The 15,977-nt window shown below is 74.9% G+C and carries 13 protein-coding genes and 1 pseudogene; 11 read left to right on the top strand and 3 right to left on the bottom strand.

Translation table 11 applies throughout. The features are described from left to right. Positions 1-290: 290 nt before the first annotated feature. The 7 genes and pseudogenes from ACZ7N4_RS26800 (at position 291) to ACZ7N4_RS26770 (ending at position 6,837) form a co-directional block, all read left to right on the top strand. Positions 291-1,277 (top strand): amino acid ABC transporter permease, encoded by a 987-nt coding sequence (locus tag ACZ7N4_RS26800; protein ID WP_471362367.1) that lies wholly within the window; start codon positions 291-293, stop codon positions 1,275-1,277. Further along, positions 1,274-2,065, top strand: a complete 792-nt coding sequence (locus ACZ7N4_RS26795; protein WP_471362364.1) for an amino acid ABC transporter ATP-binding protein — start codon at positions 1,274-1,276, stop codon at positions 2,063-2,065. The genes ACZ7N4_RS26800 and ACZ7N4_RS26795 overlap by 4 nt, the downstream gene beginning before the upstream one ends. Positions 2,066-2,127: 62 nt before the next feature. Continuing rightward, a complete protein-coding gene (locus ACZ7N4_RS26790) occupies positions 2,128-3,147 on the top strand; it encodes an ABC transporter substrate-binding protein (RefSeq protein WP_471362363.1) in 1,020 nt (339 codons plus the stop codon). Further along, positions 3,147-3,958: pseudogene (locus tag ACZ7N4_RS26785) on the top strand (GNAT family N-acetyltransferase). The gene ACZ7N4_RS26790 and the pseudogene ACZ7N4_RS26785 overlap by 1 nt, the downstream one beginning before the upstream one ends. Continuing rightward, positions 3,907-4,086: a putative leader peptide gene (locus tag ACZ7N4_RS26780; protein ID WP_471362360.1), complete on the top strand. Its 180-nt coding sequence runs from the start codon at positions 3,907-3,909 to the stop codon at positions 4,084-4,086. The pseudogene ACZ7N4_RS26785 and the gene ACZ7N4_RS26780 overlap by 52 nt, the downstream one beginning before the upstream one ends. 130 nt (positions 4,087-4,216) lie before the next feature. Next, complete coding sequence (locus ACZ7N4_RS26775) at positions 4,217-5,428, top strand: LLM class flavin-dependent oxidoreductase (RefSeq protein WP_471362358.1); 1,212 nt, start codon at positions 4,217-4,219, stop codon at positions 5,426-5,428. Between the two features lie 26 nt (positions 5,429-5,454). Beyond that, positions 5,455-6,837, top strand: a complete 1,383-nt coding sequence (locus ACZ7N4_RS26770; protein ID WP_471362356.1) for an NtaA/DmoA family FMN-dependent monooxygenase — start codon at positions 5,455-5,457, stop codon at positions 6,835-6,837. Positions 6,838-6,951: 114 nt separating this feature from the next. Here the strand turns inward: ACZ7N4_RS26770 and absR1 are convergent, their stop codons facing one another. Further along, positions 6,952-8,037: a beta-glucuronidase AbsR1 gene (absR1, locus tag ACZ7N4_RS26765; RefSeq protein WP_471362353.1), complete on the bottom strand. Its 1,086-nt coding sequence runs from the start codon at positions 8,035-8,037 to the stop codon at positions 6,952-6,954. A gap of 95 nt (positions 8,038-8,132) precedes the next feature. On the opposite strand from absR1, the gene ACZ7N4_RS26760 reads away from it, so the two are divergent. After that, positions 8,133-9,857, top strand: coding sequence for a LuxR family transcriptional regulator AbsR2 (locus tag ACZ7N4_RS26760; RefSeq protein ID WP_471362351.1), 1,725 nt, complete (start codon positions 8,133-8,135; stop codon positions 9,855-9,857). 27 nt (positions 9,858-9,884) lie between these two features. Here ACZ7N4_RS26760 and ACZ7N4_RS26755 read toward each other — a convergent pair whose 3' ends face one another. Continuing rightward, the gene (locus ACZ7N4_RS26755; protein WP_471362348.1) at positions 9,885-12,488 is read right to left on the bottom strand and encodes a CHAT domain-containing protein; all 2,604 of its coding nucleotides are present in this window, start codon (positions 12,486-12,488) and stop codon (positions 9,885-9,887) included. Positions 12,489-12,573: 85 nt separating this feature from the next. Here ACZ7N4_RS26755 and ACZ7N4_RS26750 point away from each other — a divergent pair, with 85 nt between their 5' ends. The 3 genes from ACZ7N4_RS26750 to ACZ7N4_RS26740 are packed head-to-tail and all read left to right on the top strand — an operon-like array spanning position 12,574 to position 15,103. Then, entirely contained in the window at positions 12,574-14,001 is a 1,428-nt protein-coding gene (locus tag ACZ7N4_RS26750; protein ID WP_471362346.1) for a S8/S53 family peptidase, read from the top strand. Between the two features lie 59 nt (positions 14,002-14,060). Further along, positions 14,061-14,636, top strand: coding sequence for an RNA polymerase sigma factor (locus ACZ7N4_RS26745; RefSeq protein ID WP_471362343.1), 576 nt, complete (start codon positions 14,061-14,063; stop codon positions 14,634-14,636). A gap of 14 nt (positions 14,637-14,650) precedes the next feature. Continuing rightward, positions 14,651-15,103, top strand: a complete 453-nt coding sequence (locus ACZ7N4_RS26740; protein ID WP_471362578.1) for a hypothetical protein — start codon at positions 14,651-14,653, stop codon at positions 15,101-15,103. On the opposite strand, the gene ACZ7N4_RS26735 is transcribed toward ACZ7N4_RS26740, so the two are convergent. After that, on the bottom strand, positions 15,093-15,890 hold the full coding sequence (locus tag ACZ7N4_RS26735; protein ID WP_471362340.1) for an N-formylglutamate amidohydrolase: 798 nt from the start codon (positions 15,888-15,890) through the stop codon (positions 15,093-15,095). The two genes, ACZ7N4_RS26740 and ACZ7N4_RS26735, sit on opposite strands and share 11 nt — an antisense overlap. Positions 15,891-15,977: the final 87 nt, after the last annotated feature.

Raw genomic sequence — 15,977 nt, 5'->3', positions numbered from 1 at the left:
CCCCAGGGCTGCGTACCGTCGTACGCCGGTCTCCTCGTCGCCGACCGCGTCGTCGACCTGCTCCGTGTGAACAGCGCACTGTGTACCGCACCGGGCTCTGCCCGCTGTCAGGGCTGACGTCTCCTCCCAGCCCCCGCGTTCCCGCCGCACACCGTCCCCGTGGTGTGCCGCCGTCCGCCCAGCCCCCGGTCCCGTGCCTGTCCGTGCGCCGCCCCGTGCCGTAGTGCCGTCGCGGCCCACGCCCGCCCGTGCGCGGCACCCGGGGGTGTCCGACTCCGCCGGAGCCTGCCATGAGTGAACCGCCGGGCGCCGCCGTCTCGCTGGCCGAGGCGCCGCCCACGCCGACCGACACTCCGTCAAAAGCTTTTGTTGCCCAGCGCGTTCAGCCGCTGCGTCGGCCCGGCCGGTGGATCGTCACCGCCGTCGTCCTCGTGCTGGTCGCGCAGGTCCTGCACGGACTGGTCACCAACCCCTTCTACCAGTGGGACCGCTTCCGCTACTGGTTCCTGCGCCCCGCCGTCCTCGACGGCCTCCTCGTCACCCTGGAAGTCGCCGCGCTCAGCGCCGTCCTGGGACTCCTCGGCGGGGTCCTGCTGGCCCTCGGCCGGCTCTCCGGCAGCCCGGTGCTGCGCGCGGTCAGCTGGACGTACACCTGGCTGTTCCGCTCCGTACCGCTGATCGTGGTGCTGATCTTCCTCTACAACTTCAGTGCCCTGTACAAGACGTTGAGTCTCGGCGTGCCCTTCGGCCCCGCCTTCCTCACCTTCGACGAGTCGAAGCCGGCCACCGACATGACGATCGCCGTCATCGGTCTCAGCCTCAACGAGGCGGCGTACGCCGCCGAGGTGGTGCGCGGCGGCATCCTCTCCGTCGACCAGGGACAGCACGAGGCGGCCGCCGCGCTCGGCCTGCCCAAGGGCTACCAGTTCCGCCGGATCGTCTTCCCGCAGGCCCTGAGATCCATCACCCCGAACTACGTCAACCAGCTGATCGGACTCGTCAAGAGCACGTCCCTGGTCTTCTACGTCTCCCTGCTCGACATCTTCGGCACCGTCCAGTCGATGAGCAGCACCTATCCCGGTGACGTCGTGCCGCTGCTGATGGTCGCCACCGTCTGGTACCTGATCCTCACCAGCGCCGTGTCCGTCGTCCAGTTCCAGGTCGAGCGGTACCACGCCCGGGGCGCCACCCGCACCCCGCCGCCGACACCCCTGCGGAAGGCGCGGGCCGGCCTGGCCTTCCTGCGCGACCGGCTGCGCCGGGAGGCCGCCGTATGAGCACCGCGCAGACCCTCCCGACGACCGCCCCCGCCGCGCTCGAGGTGCACGGCGTCCACAAGTGGTACGGCACCCACCGCGTCCTCGACGGCATCGACCTGACCGTCCGCCCCGGCGAGGTCACGGTGATCCTGGGGCCCTCCGGCTCCGGCAAGTCGACGCTGCTCAGAGTGATCAACCACCTGGAGAAGCCCGAGACCGGTCACGTCAGCGTCGGCGGCGAGCTGATCGGGGTGAAGCGGCACGGGGACCGGCTGAAGGAACTCAGCGAGCGCGCCCTCCTCGCCCAGCGCGGCCGGATCGGCTTCGTCTTCCAGAACTTCAACCTCTTCCCGCACCTGACCGTCCTCGACAACGTCGCCGCCGCCCCCGTCGCCACGCGCCGGCTGACCAAGGCCGCGGCGGTGGAACTGGCCCGCGAACTCCTCGACCGCGTGGGCCTCGGCGACAAGGCCGGCGCCCGTCCCCGGCAGTTGTCCGGCGGCCAGCAGCAGCGCGTCGCCATCGCCCGGGCCCTCGCCCTGCGGCCCGGGATCATCCTCTTCGACGAGCCGACCTCGGCACTCGACCCCGAACTCGTCGGCGAGGTCCTGGCCGTCATCAAGGACCTGGCGACCAGCGGCACCACCCTCGTCATCGTCACCCACGAGATCGGCTTCGCCCGCGAGGTCGCCGACCGGATCGTCTTCATCGACGGCGGCCGGATCGTGGAACAGGGCCCGCCCGCACAGGTGCTGGACCACCCGCGGCACCAGCGGACCCGGGACTTCCTCGGCAAGGTGCTCTGACCCGCACCGGCCCGGAACCCGAACGCGCCATCCCGACGACTCTGCGAACGACAAGGACAGCCATGCCCAGCCACCTCTCCCGACGCGGCCTCCTGCGCGGCCTCACCGCGGCCACCGCCGCCTTCTTTCTCGCCGGAGGGCTCACCGCCTGCGGTGGTGACAGCGAGGCCGCCGCCACGACCGACACCACGGGCACGGTGACCGTGGGGCGGCTGTCCAACGGAGCCGCCACCCAGACCGCGCTGAAGGTCTCCGAGGTGAAGTCCATCAGCGCCCACCTGCCCGCCTCCGTCCGCAGGAGAGGCAAGCTCGTCATCGGCGTCGGCGCCCTGCCCTCGGGATCCGCGCCGCTGACCTTCCTGGGCAGCGACCAGAAGACCCTCACCGGCTCCGAACCCGACCTCGGCCGCCTGGTCGCCGCGGTGCTCGGCCTCCGACCCGAGGTCCGCAACTCCACCTGGGAGAACCTCTTCGTCGGCGTCGACAGCGGGAAGGTCGACGTCGCCTTCTCCAACGTCACCGTCACCGAGGAGCGCAAGAAGAAGTACGACTTCGCCTCCTACCGCAAGGACGACCTGGCCTTCGAGGTGCTGAAGAAGAACCCGTGGAACTTCGACGGCCGGTACCAGGACCTCGCCGGCAAGACGGTCAGCGTGAGCTCCGGAACCAACCAGGAGAAGATCCTGCTGGAGTGGAAGGGCAGGCTCGCCAAGGAGGGAAAGAAGCTCACCGTCAAGTACTTCCCCGACCAGAACGCCATCGACCTGGCCCTCAGAAGCGGCAAGATCGACGCCTACTTCGGCCCCAACCCCACGATCTCCTACCGTGTCCGGCAGACCGCGAAGACCCCCGAGCCGACCCGCGACGCGGGCACCTTCTCCGGCGCCGGCGCCACGCTCCAGGGCCTGATCGCCGCCACCGCCAAGAAGGACAGCCACCTCGCCGAGCCGGTCGCCGAGGCCGTCAACTACCTGGTCGAGCACGGGCAGTACGGCAAGCTGCTGGCCGCCTACAACCTCTCCAACGAGTCCCTGGCGAAGTCGGAGGTCAACCCGCCCGGGCTGCCGCTGGACAACTCCTGATGCGCGGTCACGTGCCCGGCGCGGGCCCCTTCCTGCCCGAGGCCCCCGCTCTCGACAACGCCGTCCGGGCCGCCCTCGACGGCCCGCACGCCCACCTCGCGCAGCGGTTCGGGCGCGCGGCCCGCTTCCGGCCGGGGACCTACGCCTTCGCGGCTGTCGCCGACCCGGCCGACCCCGCGGCCCGGGACGACCTGCGCACGCTCGTCGGACCGGGAACCACCGTACGGGTCGAGCCGGTCGAGCGGGTCCCCGACGGGTGGGAGACGCTCGGGGACGGCGAGGGCGTCCAGCTCGTCGACACCGCGCCACGCTCCGAACCGGACCCGGAGGCGGTGCGCCTGGGGCCCGGGGACGTCCCCGAGGTCCTCGACCTGGTCGCCCGCACCCGGCCCGGGCCGTTCCTGCGACGGACCGTCGAGCGGGGCACCCACCTCGGCATCAGGCACCACGGCAGGCTCGTCGCCATGGTGGGAGAGAGACTGCGGCTGCCCGGCCGGACCGAGGCCAGCGCGGTGTGCACCGACCCCGCGTACCGCGGCCGGGGGCCGGCGGCCCGGCTGGTGCGCGCGGTCGCGGCGGGGATCCGGGAGCGCGGGACACCAAGTTCCTGGACGCCGCCGCCGACCACACGTCCGCCGTCCGGCTCTACGAGTCGATCGGGTTCACTCTGCGCCGCCGTTCCCCCGTCGTGCAGGTGCGCAGTCCGGGAACAACCGGCGCCGGCCGGGCGTTGAGTGTCACGACGGGATCCGATACGAGATGCGGAAGGCGGCCGTCGGCCCGGCCCGCCGTGTCCGGCGCAGGGAGGTGACGGCAGTGACCCGGGTGCCCCGGCAGACACGCCCGTCGCGCTCCGTGCCCCCGTACCGCTCCGTCCGCCTGCACTCCCGGCCGCACATAGACCTCCAGCGCGTGTCCGCCGCGCTCTGTCGCCCCTGACCTTCCCCCGGCCCTCCTCCCGGCCCGGGTCTTCTCCCGCCGCGCTCGCCCGTGGCCGACGCCGTCCGCCCCGGCCGCCGTCGGCACCGCGAGCCGGTGTTCTCGTACGGACATCAAGGAAGGCACCGACGTGTCCTCGACCTCCCCCGCACCCCTGCATCTGGCCGTCGCCCTGGACGGCACCGGCTGGCACCCGGCGTCCTGGCGCGAGCCGGACGCCCGCCCCCGGGACCTGTTCACCGCCGGCTACTGGACCGACCTGATCACCGAGGCCGAACGCGGTCTCCTCGACTTCGTCACCATCGAGGACGGCCTCGGCCCGCAGTCCTCCCTGCCCTTCGCGCCCGACGAGCGCACCGACCAGGTCCGCGGCCGGCTCGACGCGGTCCTCATCGCCTCCCGCGTCGCCCCGCTCACCCGCCGCATAGGCCTGGTGCCGACCGTCGTGACCACCCACACCGAGCCGTTCCACATCTCCAAGGCGATCGCCACCCTCGACCACGTCAGCGCCGGACGCGCGGGTCTGCGCGTGCGGACCACCCTCCGCCCCGACGAGGCCGCGCACTTCGGCCGGCGCACCGTCCCCCGGATCGACGGTTCCGACGGCCTCGACGGCCCGGACGCGCGGGAGGCGCTCACCGACCTGTTCGACGAGGCCGCCGACCACGTGGAAGTGGTCCGCCGGCTCTGGGACAGCTGGGAGGACGACGCCGAGATCCGGGACGCGGCGACCGGCCGCTTCATCGACCGGGACAAACTGCACTACATCGACTTCGAGGGCCGCTTCTTCAGCGTCAGGGGCCCTTCCATCACGCCCCGCCCCCCGCAGGGCCAGCCCCTGGTCACCGCCCTCGCCCACCGGACCGTCGCGTACCGGCTCGTCGCCCGCCAGGCCGACATCGGCTACGTCACCCCACGGGACGCCGACCATGCCCGGGCGATCGTCGCCGAGATCCGCGCCGAGCAGGAGGCGGCGGGCCGCGCGGGGGAGACCCTGCACGTCTTCGGCGACCTCGTCGTCCTCCTGGACGACAGCCGGGCCGGGGCGGAGGACCGCCGGGACCGCCTCGACACGCTCGCGGGCGAGCCGTACACCAGCGACGCCCGGATCTTCACCGGCACGGCCGCCCAACTCGCCGACCTGCTGGAGGAGCTGGCGTCCGGGGGGCTGAGCGGATTCCGGCTGCGGCCCGCGGCCGCCTGCCACGACCTGCCGCGGATCACCCGGGACCTGGTCCCCGAGCTGCGGCGCCGCCGCCGCTTCCGGGACGCCTACGAGGCCGGCACCCTGCGCGGCCTCCTCGGCCTCAGCCGCCCCGCCAACCGCTACGCAGCAGCCTGAGACGCCGGAGAGGACGACCGCACGCCATGAGCAAGCCGCTGAAGCAGATCCACCTGGCCGCCCACTTCCCCGGAGTCAACAACACCACCGTGTGGAGCGACCCGGCCGCCGGCAGCCACATCGAGTTCAGCTCCTTCGTCCACTTCGCGCGGACCGCCGAGCGCGCCAAGTTCGACTTCCTGTTCCTCGCCGAGGGGCTCAGGCTCCGCGAACAGGGCGGCGAGATCTACGACCTGGACGTCGTCGGCCGCCCCGACACCTTCACCGTGCTGGCCGCGCTGGCCGCCGTCACCGACCGGCTCGGCCTGACCGGCACCATCAACTCCACCTTCAACGAGCCGTACGAGGTGGCCCGCCAGTTCGCCAGCCTCGACCACCTCTCCGACGGCCGGTCCGCGTGGAACGTGGTCACCTCCTGGGACGCCTTCACCGGCGAGAACTTCCGGCGCGGCGGCTTCCTGCCGCAGGAGGAGCGCTACTCCCGCGCCAAGGAGTTCCTCGCCACCGCGCACGAGCTGTTCGACTCCTGGCGCGGCGACGAGATCCTCGCCGACCAGGCCACCGGCACCTTCCTCGGGGACGCCCGGGCCGGCGCCTTCGTGCACCAGGGGCAGCACTTCGACATCCACGGCCGGTTCAACGTCCCGCGCTCCCCGCAGGGCCGCCCGGTCGTCTTCCAGGCCGGCGACTCGGAGGAGGGCCGCGAGTTCGCCGCCGCCGGCGCCGACGCGATCTTCAGCCGGTACGCCACGCTGAAGGAGGGCCAGGCCTTCTACACGGACGTCAAGTCCCGCCTCGCCCGGTACGGCCGCCGCCCCGACCAGCTCCTGATCCTGCCCGCCGCGACCTTCGTCCTCGGCGACACCGACCAGGAGGCCGCCGAACTCGCCCGGGAGGTCCGCCGGCAGCAGGTCAGCGGCGCCACCGCCATCAAGCACCTGGAGTTCGTCTGGAACCGGGACCTGTCGGCGTACGACCCGGAGGGCCCGCTGCCCGACGTCGACCCGGTGGTGAGCGAGGAGCACATATCCCGGGGCCGCGCCCAGGTGCGGATGTACCGGGACCCGGTCGCCATCGCCCGCGAGTGGCGGCAGCTCGCCGAGGCCAACAAGTGGTCCATCCGCGACCTGGTCATCAACACCGGCAACCGGCAGACCTTCGTCGGCGCCCCGGCCACCGTCGCACGGACCGTGAACGACTTCGTGCAGGCCGACGCCTCCGACGGCTTCATCCTCGTCCCGCACATCACCCCCGGCGGACTCGACCCGTTCGCCGACAAGGTCGTCCCGCTGCTCCAGGAACAGGGCGTCTTCCGCACCGACTACGCGGGCACCACCCTGCGCGACCACCTGGGCCTCGCCCACCCCGACGCCGGCGCCGGTGCCGCGCCCGAGCGGGCCGCGTCCTGAAGTCCCCGCGCCCACGGAGCCGACGGCGTGGGCGTGGACGTCACCTCCCCCGTAGGTGACGTCCACGCCCGTTCCCCCGGCGCCGGACCGTGGCTCCCCGCCGTCCGTGTGCTGTCACCAGCACATGACCGCTGTCTCTCCCGACCCCCACGTGGAGTACAGGCGGACCCGGACGACGTAGCGGCGGCCCTTGACGAGCCGGACCCGGACGGCGGCGGTGTCCGGCCCGCCGCCGTCGTCGTGGCCCGCGAGGAAGCGCGGCTCCCCGTCGCGCTCCTCGAAGACCACGAGCACGGTGTCGGCGTCGCCGAAGGTGCCCACGGTGTACGCGCGGGTCTCCGGCGGCTCGACGGTGAAGTCGGCCTGCTCGCCCGGTCCGAGACCGAGCGGAGCGGATCGGAACGGCACCAGCGCGGCCGGCCCGGAGGGCGCGGCGGGCGGGTACCAGCGGAGCACGAACTCCTTGTCCGCCGGGGAGGGGGCGCCGGACGGCCGCAGCCCCCCGCGGTACTGCTCCGGCTCCAGCACCAGCCCCGGCCCGAACGGCAGCGTCATGACCGACTGCGGGTCCCACACCGAGCCCCCCGCCTCGCAGGCGTCCAGCGGGCGCAGCACGTTCGTGTACGTCGTCTCCCGGCTCCAGAAGTTCGGCGGGCCCGCCAGCTCGGCGTACACGGCCTCGTCGTCCCAGTGCAGCCCGGCGAACGGACTCTGGTGCTCGTGCGCCATCCCGAGCGCGTGCCCGATCTGGTGCAGGACGGTCCCGCGCTCCCCGGGCGCGGTCACGTCCCAGCCGAGGTTCGTGGTGCGCTCGCCCCGGCCGACGGACAGCGCGTCCCGGCCCACCGCCGACCAGGACCCGGCACCCGCCTGGAACCCGATCCGCAGCTCCGCCTCGTGACGGTCGCCGACCTCGGCGAAGGTGACGCCGATGCCGAGGTCCTGCCACTCGCGCAGGCACCCGCGGACCACGTCCCGCTGCTCCTCGCCGCCCGCCCACGGCACCCGGCGCAGTTCCCCGGTCCCGGGGACCGCGATGACCGAGGCGTCGGTGGGGGCGTCCAGGAAGCAGTAGTGCAGCACCGTGCCGTTGACCCACATCCGCCGCCCGGCGAGCAGCGCGCCCAGCCGCTCGGCGGTCAGCCCCGGTGCGAACGACGGGGCCGGCTGCCGCGGGAGCGAGCAGAGGCGTCGGGTCATGCGGCCAGCGTGCCGCCCGTCCCGCCCCGACCGCCTGAGTCGGGGGCTACTCAAGTCGCCCTGTATCAAACCTGAGCACGCGCGCTCTGTCTGGTGTGAGGACCTACGGACAGGACGCGAAGACCCTGGAGCTGCCGTGGCCGTTCACCGGCCGCGCGGACGAACTGGAGCTGGTGCGCGGTGCGCTGAGCGCCGGCCGGCCCGGCGTCGTGGTGACCGGACCGGCGGGCCGCGGCAAGACCCGGCTGATCACGGAGGCGGTCAGGGGCACGGACCACGCCCGGGTGACCGGCACGCCCGAGGCCCGGGACCTGCCCCTCGCCGCCTTCGCGCACCTGCTCCCCGACACCGTCTCGCTGCACCGCGCGGTCCGCGCGCTCTCCGGCGTACGGCTCCTCGTCGTGGACGACGCCCAGCTGCTGGACGAGACCTCCGCCGCCCTGGTCCACCAGCTGGCCGTGCGGGGCCGCACCCGTCTGATCGTGGCCGCGGCGGACGGTACGCCCGCGCCGGGCGCGGTGTCCCGGCTGTGGACCGGGGAGCTGCTGCCCCGGCTGGCCCTCGATCCGCTGCCCCGCGAGGACACCGCCCACCTCCTCGCCGGGGCCGGCCTGGAACCGCTCACCGCGGGCCGGCTGCACCAGGCCTGCCGGGGCGATCTGCGGCTGCTGCGCGACCTGGTGACCGCGCTCATCCGGTCCGGCCGGCTGACGCCCGTCCCCGGCACCGGGGAGCGGGCCTGGCGGGGCGCGCTGCCGGTCACCCCGGCCGTCCGCGAGCGGCTCGCCCCCGCCCTGGAGCGGACCGGGCCCGGGGAACGGGACGCCCTGGAACGCCTCGCCTTCGCCGAACCCCTGCCGCTGCCGGCGGACGAGCTGGACCTGGACGCCCTCGAACGCCTGGAGGCGGACGGCCTGGTCGACGTCGACGAGCAAGGGGGCGTCACCCTCGCCCACCCCCTGCACGGGACCGCGCTGCGCGCCACGGCCGGCCGGCTGCGAGCCCGGCGGCTGGCCCGCGCGCCCTTCGCCCACGGCCCGGCGCTCGCCGCCGAACTGCGCACCCTGGCGCGGCGGACGGAACAGCTCGACGTCCGGCCGGTGCCCACGCCGGCGGGGGACTGGCTGCTCACGGAGGGCGGCCCGGTGCCGGCCCGGTACGCCGAGGCCCGCGCCCGCTTCGCCCGCCTGCGCGGAGAGGCGCGGGAGGCGGCGGCCTGGGCGCGGGAGGGACTGCGGGAGGCGCCGGATGACACCGGCTGCCGGCGTGAACTGGAGCGGGCCGACGGGCAGCCCCGCGAAGGGGACGACCCGGACGACGTCCTCGCGCCCTACGCGGCCGTCCGCCTCGGCGAGCCCGGGCGGGCCGTGGGGCGGCTGCCGGCCGGGAGTGTGCTCGCGCGGCACGCGGACGCGCTCGCGCGCGGGGACGGGGACGCGCTGGACCGGGCCGCACAGGCGCTGGCGGAGCGCGGGTTCGCGCTGTACGCGGCGGAGGCGCACGCGCAGGCCGCGCGGGTGCACCGGGATCCGCGGGCCGCGCGGCTCTCGCGCACCCGGGCCGCCGCTCTGGCCCGCCGCTGCCAGGGCGCGCGTACGCCGGTGCTGGCCGGGCTGGTTCTCGGCGAACTCACCGCCCGGCAGCGGCAGATCGTGGAACTGGCGGCGGCGGGGCTGAGCAACCGGGAGATCGCCGAGAAGCTGACGCTGTCCGTGCGGACGGTCGGGAACCATCTCTACAGCGCCTACACCCGGCTGGGCACGGGGGACCGGGGGGCGCTGCCCTGGCTGGTGGACACGACCGAGAGGGAGACGGCGTAGAAGGCACCGCGCACGCCGCCCCGGGTCTCACGCCGCCCCGAACGCCGCGAACGCCCACCCCGTCGCCTGGTGCACCGCGTCGCCCGGCAGGGCCGCCCGGGCGTCGCGGAGGGACTCGGCCAGGGACAGGCCCGAGCCGAGGCCCTTGTGCAGGGCCAGCATCAGCGGGACCACCGCCGCGTCGTTGACCGGTGCGCTGCTCGCCACCACGCCGGCCGTGCCCAGCGGCAGCAACGCGGTGACCACGCCGAGCAGTTCGTCGGCGCCGACCGAGGCGAGACGGGCGGTGTCACAGCTGGAGAGGATGATCCGGTACGGGCTGCGGGCCAGGCGTTCGAAGTCGTGGACGATCAGCGGGCCGTCGGCCATCCGGAGCGCCGAGAACAGCGGGCTGTCGGCGCGGAACGTGCCGTGCGCCGCGAGGTGGGCCAGGCACGCGCCGTCGAGCTCCGCCAGCACCCGCGGCACCTGGGCGGCGTCGTCCTCCAGGACCGTCGCCGTGCCGTACCGGTCCGCCAGTTCGGGGACCTCCGCGCCGCCCGTCGCGAGGCCGGGGCCGCGCACCAGCACCGGCGGGCCGTCCGGCGGCGCCGGGGTCTCGCGGGCGCGAAGCCAGCTGCCCGCCGACGGCGACACGCTGAGCACGCGCTCCCGCAGCGCCGGCAGCAGCGCCCACGGCACCCGGTGCAGCGAACCCGGCGGCACGATCACCACCTCGCCCGAGCCGAGATGCGGCACCGCCCCCGCCAGCAGCAGTTCCTCCAGGCGCCGGCCCGCGGCCTCCACCAGCGGCAGCCGTGCCTCGGCCCCGGGGTGCGCGAGCCGCCGCAGTCCGGCCTGCACATGCTCGGCCTCGGCCACCGCCTCCGCCAGCGCACCGCCGGCGAACCGCCGTACCCGGCCCTGCCCGCACAGCAGGACGTGCACCCGGCCGTCCACCACGGCGAGTTCCACCAGCCGCCCGTCACCGAGCCGCTCCAGCAGCCGGCCCACGTCGAACCGGTCGCCCGCGTCGGCGGCCGCCCCGCCCATGTGGCGGGTGCGGGAGCGGATCTCCCGTTCCAGGCGCCGCCTCTCGCGCTCCAGCGCCGGCACCGGGCGGCCCTCCATCCGGGCGGCCTCCGCGCGGGCCGCGATCTCCCGGTAGGCGGTCAGCCCGCTCAGCAGCGCCGGATCCTCCGGCGGCCGGGCCGGCGGCGTGGACAGCACGGTCGCCCGCCACCGCTCGCTCCACTCCAGCAGCCGCCGCGCACTGCCCTGGGCGAGGGCCACCTCCTGCGCCAGCGCGGCCAGTTCGGCGCCCTGGGCGGTCGCGTGGGCGCGCAGCTCCGAGGCGCCCAGCGTCATCCGGTGGTCGTCCAGCACGTCCAGGCCGCGCCGGCACGCCTCCACCACACCGCGCCGGGAACCGGCCGCCCGCGCCCGCAGCGCCTGCGCCGCCCAGCCCGTCATCCGGGCGGGCGGCGGACCGCCGTGCCGGCTGCGCGCGGCCACCGCCAGGTGCCGCTCCGCGTCCGCCGTCCAGCCCAGCACCAGCGCGATCCGGCCCGCCAGCAGCGAGGCCTGCGGTGCGGCGGGCGAGCCGAACGAGGCCAGCCGCTCGGCGACCGCCGCCGCGTCCGCGACCATCCGCCCCGACCGGCGCCCGGCCGCCACCCGCGCCTCCAGCAGCACCAGCCGGGCGTGCGTCTCCCACCACGTCCGGCGCTGCGCCGTGAACAGCCGTACGGCCACGGCGGCGCGGGCCACGGCGGTGTGCGCGTCGCCCGCCGAGCGGGCCGCCCACGAGGCGGCGAGGAGCAGCTCGGCCTTGCGCGTGGACTGCCCGCCGATCCGGTCCAGCAGCGCGATCGCCGCGTCCGCCTCGACCAAGGCCTCCGGGGCGAGCCCCGCCGCCATCAGCACCTCGCAGCGCCGGATCGACAGGTTGTACGTCGGGGTGCCCAGCTTGGCGTAGCGCTCCTCGGCCTCGTCCAGCAGCCGCAGCGCCGCCGGGACGTCCCCGGACCGGAACGCGGCCAGCCCCCGGCTCTCCACCGCGTCCGCCTTGTCGTGCTCCTGGCCGGTGGTGTCCCACAGCCGCTCCGCCGCAGTGAAGTCCGCGACGGCCCGCTCCACCGCGCCCAGCGCCAGGTGCACGGTGGCCCGCAGGGTCAGCGCCCGCGCGGTCCAGATGTCGTCGGCGGCCTGCCGGAGGACGGGAAGGGCCCGCCGTACGTCCTCCAGGGCCTCCCGGTGGCGTCCCAGCACCCACCACACGTAGGCCCGCCGGTACAGCACCCGGGCCCGGGTGTGTCCGCCGCCGCGGGCGACACCCCGCTCGAAGGACGCGAGCCCCTGCCGTGTGCGCCCCGCGTGCACCAGTGCGACCCCCAGCGTCGCCAGGACATCGGCCTCCCGGTCGGCCGACTCGGCGCGCGCGGCCAGGTCCCGGGCCCGCCGCAGGTGCCGGAGCGCGATCCGCAGATCGCCGAAGTCCCGCTGCCAGATGCCCAGCACCTGGTGGGCCACGCTGGCGTGCAGCGGCGGTGGACCGGCTCCCAGGACCTGTTCGGCGCGCGCCCGGGCCTCGCCGGGGTCGGCGAACACCAAGGGCAGCAGTTCGAGAACCGACTCGCTTCCCGCTGTCACGTCTCGCATGGTAGTGGCCTGCTGTATCAGACGGTGGTCCGGCGACTCTCACTGTCGGACACCGTCTTGAGGGGGAGGACACCACATGGCACCACAGCGATTCCACGAGCAGTTCCACCACATCCAGCGCTCCCTGCCGGACGTACCCCTGACCATGGGGCCGGACGACTCGGCCGGACACTTCTACGAGAAGGGCGTCGTCCTGGTCCGGGACGGCGAGGAGGCCCGGTTCGTCGAGGACGCCGTGCGCGCCCACTTCACCGAGACCCGGGGCCTCGTCCCCGATCATGTGCGCCGCGTCGGCCCCCGGGCGGGCCGCACCGGCGTCACCCGGATCCGGGTCGGCGACCCGGCCGGGGGCGAGGACACCGTGCCGCACGCACTGCGCGCGGTGCGGGAGGCCGAGGAGCGCCAGGGCCGCCGACTCGCCGGCCGCAACCATGTGGTGCACATCGCGGTCAACGCCTGCCCCGGCGACGAGCCGGTGCCCGTGGCACGCACCGAGGCCGCCAACCCCGCCGCCGCCGAGGGAAGGTACGACCCGGCCACCGCGGTCGGCGTGCTCGTGGTCGACACCGGTCTGGTGCACGACCACCGTTCCTACCCGCTGCTCTCCCACACCACCGGCGACGCCCAGCTGACCGAGACCGACGGCGACGGCGTGCTCCGCCAGTACGTCGGCCACGGCACGTTCATCGCCGGGGTCCTCGCAGCCGTCGCGCCCAACACCGACATCACCGTGCGCGGCACACTCAACGACGCCGGGGCCGTGCTGGAGTCCGAGTTCGGCGGGCTGCTCTTCGAGGCCGTCGACCGGGACGGCTGGCCGGACATCCTCAGCCTCTCCGCGGGCACGCCCAGCACGGACCCGGACGGTCTGATCGGCCTGGACGCGTTCATGCGGGAACTGCGCGAGCAGCGCACCCTGCTGGTGGCCGCCGCCGGCAACAACGGCAGCGACACCCCGTTCTGGCCCGCCGCCTACGCCGCCCTGCCCGAGTACGCGGACTGCGTGCTCTCGGTCGGCGCCCTGCGCGCGGACGGCGAGTCGGGTGCCTGCTTCACCAACCACGGATCCTGGGTGCGTGTCCACGCCCCCGGCGAGCGCCTCACCAGCGCCCTCACCGGCTTCACCACCCCCGTGCCCTACGTCTACCAGCACTCCACCTTCGACTCCTGCCGTTACGGCGTCACCGACTACCCCTGCACCTGCCGGTTCCCGCGCCACACCGGCGTGCTGAGCGAGGGCCGGGAGAACACGGGCGCCAAGCCGGACCAGGTGATGTTCGACGGCCTCGCGCAGTGGAGCGGCACCTCCTTCGCCGCCCCGGTGGCCGCGGGACTCGTCGCCGCGCGGATGACGGCGTACCGGGAGCGCGACCCGAGGGCGGCCGGCGCCGCGCTGCTGGCGTCCGCCACGGACCGGGCAGAGGTGCGCGGGGCGCACGTACCGGCGCTCCGCCCGCCCACCTGGCGCCCCGTCCCGGCCGGGGTCCCGGCCGTGCCCGCGTGAGGGCCGGAACGCTCCGCTCCACGGCGTACGATGACAGGCCGTACACAAGGGGTGGAGCCGTGGACCGAGCAGAGGTCGGCGCGTTGGTCCAGTCCGCCGTCGACGGGGACGCCGCGGCCTGGAAGGCGCTGGTGGAAGGGCTGAGTCCGCTGGTGTGGTCGGTGGTGCGCGCGCACCGGCTGTCGGACGCCGACGGGCACGAGGTCTTCCAGACCACCTGGTTCCGCTTCGCCCAGCACCTGGGCCGGATCCGGGAACCCGACAAGGCCGGTGCCTGGCTGGCCAGTACGGCCCGGCACGAGTGCCTGAAGGTGCTCAAGGGCCTGGCGCGGCTGACCCTGACCGACGACCCGCGGGTGCTGGACCGGGCCAGCGAGGACCGCACGCCCGAGGAGACGCTGATCGATTCGGAGGAGGAGGCGGACCGGGCGGAGCGGGTCCGCCGCCTCTGGCAGGAGCTGGACGGACTGGGCGAGCGCTGCCGGCAGTTGCTGCGTGTGCTGATGGCCTCGCCGCCGCCCAGCTACGGGGAGATCTCGGCCGCGCTCGGTATCGCGGTCGGCAGCATCGGCCCGCTGCGCCAGCGCTGTCTGCGCCGGCTGCGGGCCCGGATGAAAGCGCGGGGTGCGCTGTGAACGGCGACGACCACATGCCCGAGGGGCCGGAGGAGTTCGCGGACGCCGTGCTGGAGGAGGAGCTGCGCCAGGCCGCCGCCGTGCTGGACCCGGTCCCGGCCGAGCTGCTCCAGACGGCCCTGGACGCCTTCGCGCTGCACGACCTGGACGCCCGGCTGGCCGAGCTGACCTTCGACTCGCTCGTGGACGCGCTGCCGGTCAGGGGGGCCGTGGACGCGCCGCGCATGCTGACGTTCCGCGCGGGCGGCACGACCGTCGACGTGGAGGTCACCGATGACGGTCTGATCGGCCAGCTGCTGCCACCGCAGCCGGCCCGCATCGAGGTTCTCGGCGGCCCCCAGGCCGTCCGCCCGCTCACCGCCGACCCCCTCGGCCGCTTCACCGGCGACACCCCGCCGTCCGGCCCGTTCGCCCTGCGGCTGCGGACCGGCGCGGAGCTGATCGTCACGGAGTGGCTCACGGCCTGAGGGCGTCCACGAGCGCCGCCAGCGCGGTGGCGAGCCGGTCCAGGCCGGGGCCGGCGGGGCCGCCCGGTTCCGTCATGTACGTGTCCCGGCGGATCTCCACCATCAGCGCGCCGACCCGGGCGTCCGTGCCGTAGAAGTCCAGCGGTACGTACGTGCCCGCGAACGGGCTGTCCAGGCCGGTCCCGCCGCAGGCGGCGAACGCCTCGCGGGCGGACTCGGCCAGGCCGGGCGGGGTGTGGAAGCCGTCCGTGCCCAGGCACACCGGCGGACGCGGACCGCTCCCGTGCAGCTCGTACGGGAGCGGTTCGGCCGGGTACGAGTGGACGTCGATGATCACGGCCCGGCCGGTCGCGGCCAGCCGCCCGGCCACCGCCCGTGTCATGGCCGCCGCGTAGGGCCGGAAGTACCGGGCGAGCAGGGGCTCGGGGTCGGTGTCCGCGGGGCGCAGCTCGGTCCGGTGCGTGGTCCGCGTGTACACCGCGCCCATGCCGACGGCCGTCATCTCCTCCCGCTCGTCCGGGAACCGCTCCGGGTCCACCACCAGCCGCGACAGCCGGTTCACGAACCGCCAGGGGCGGAGCCCGGCGAGCGCGGCGGCCCGCTCGGCGATCTCGGCGGTGTGCGCGTCCGTGATGTGGTCCAGCTCCCGCTCCAGCGCGGCGTCGTCCAGCACGATGCCGGCCCGCACGTCGTCCGGTATCGCCCGCGCGGAATGCGGCACGTGCAGCAGCACCGGCGAGTCGGCGGCACCGGGGAGGAGGTCGAACGAGGGGGCGTCGTGGGACACCGGCTGCTCCTGAGGTCCTGGGTGGTCGGGGCGTGCAGGAGCGAGGCACCTGCGTGATCAAGGTGCCACACGGCACTGACAACGGCC

The sequence above is a fragment of the Streptomyces sp. NPDC107654 genome (assembly GCF_055639035.1).
The sequence above is the reverse complement of the archived record's forward strand: the minus strand, read 5'-3'. Positions and strand labels throughout refer to the sequence as shown.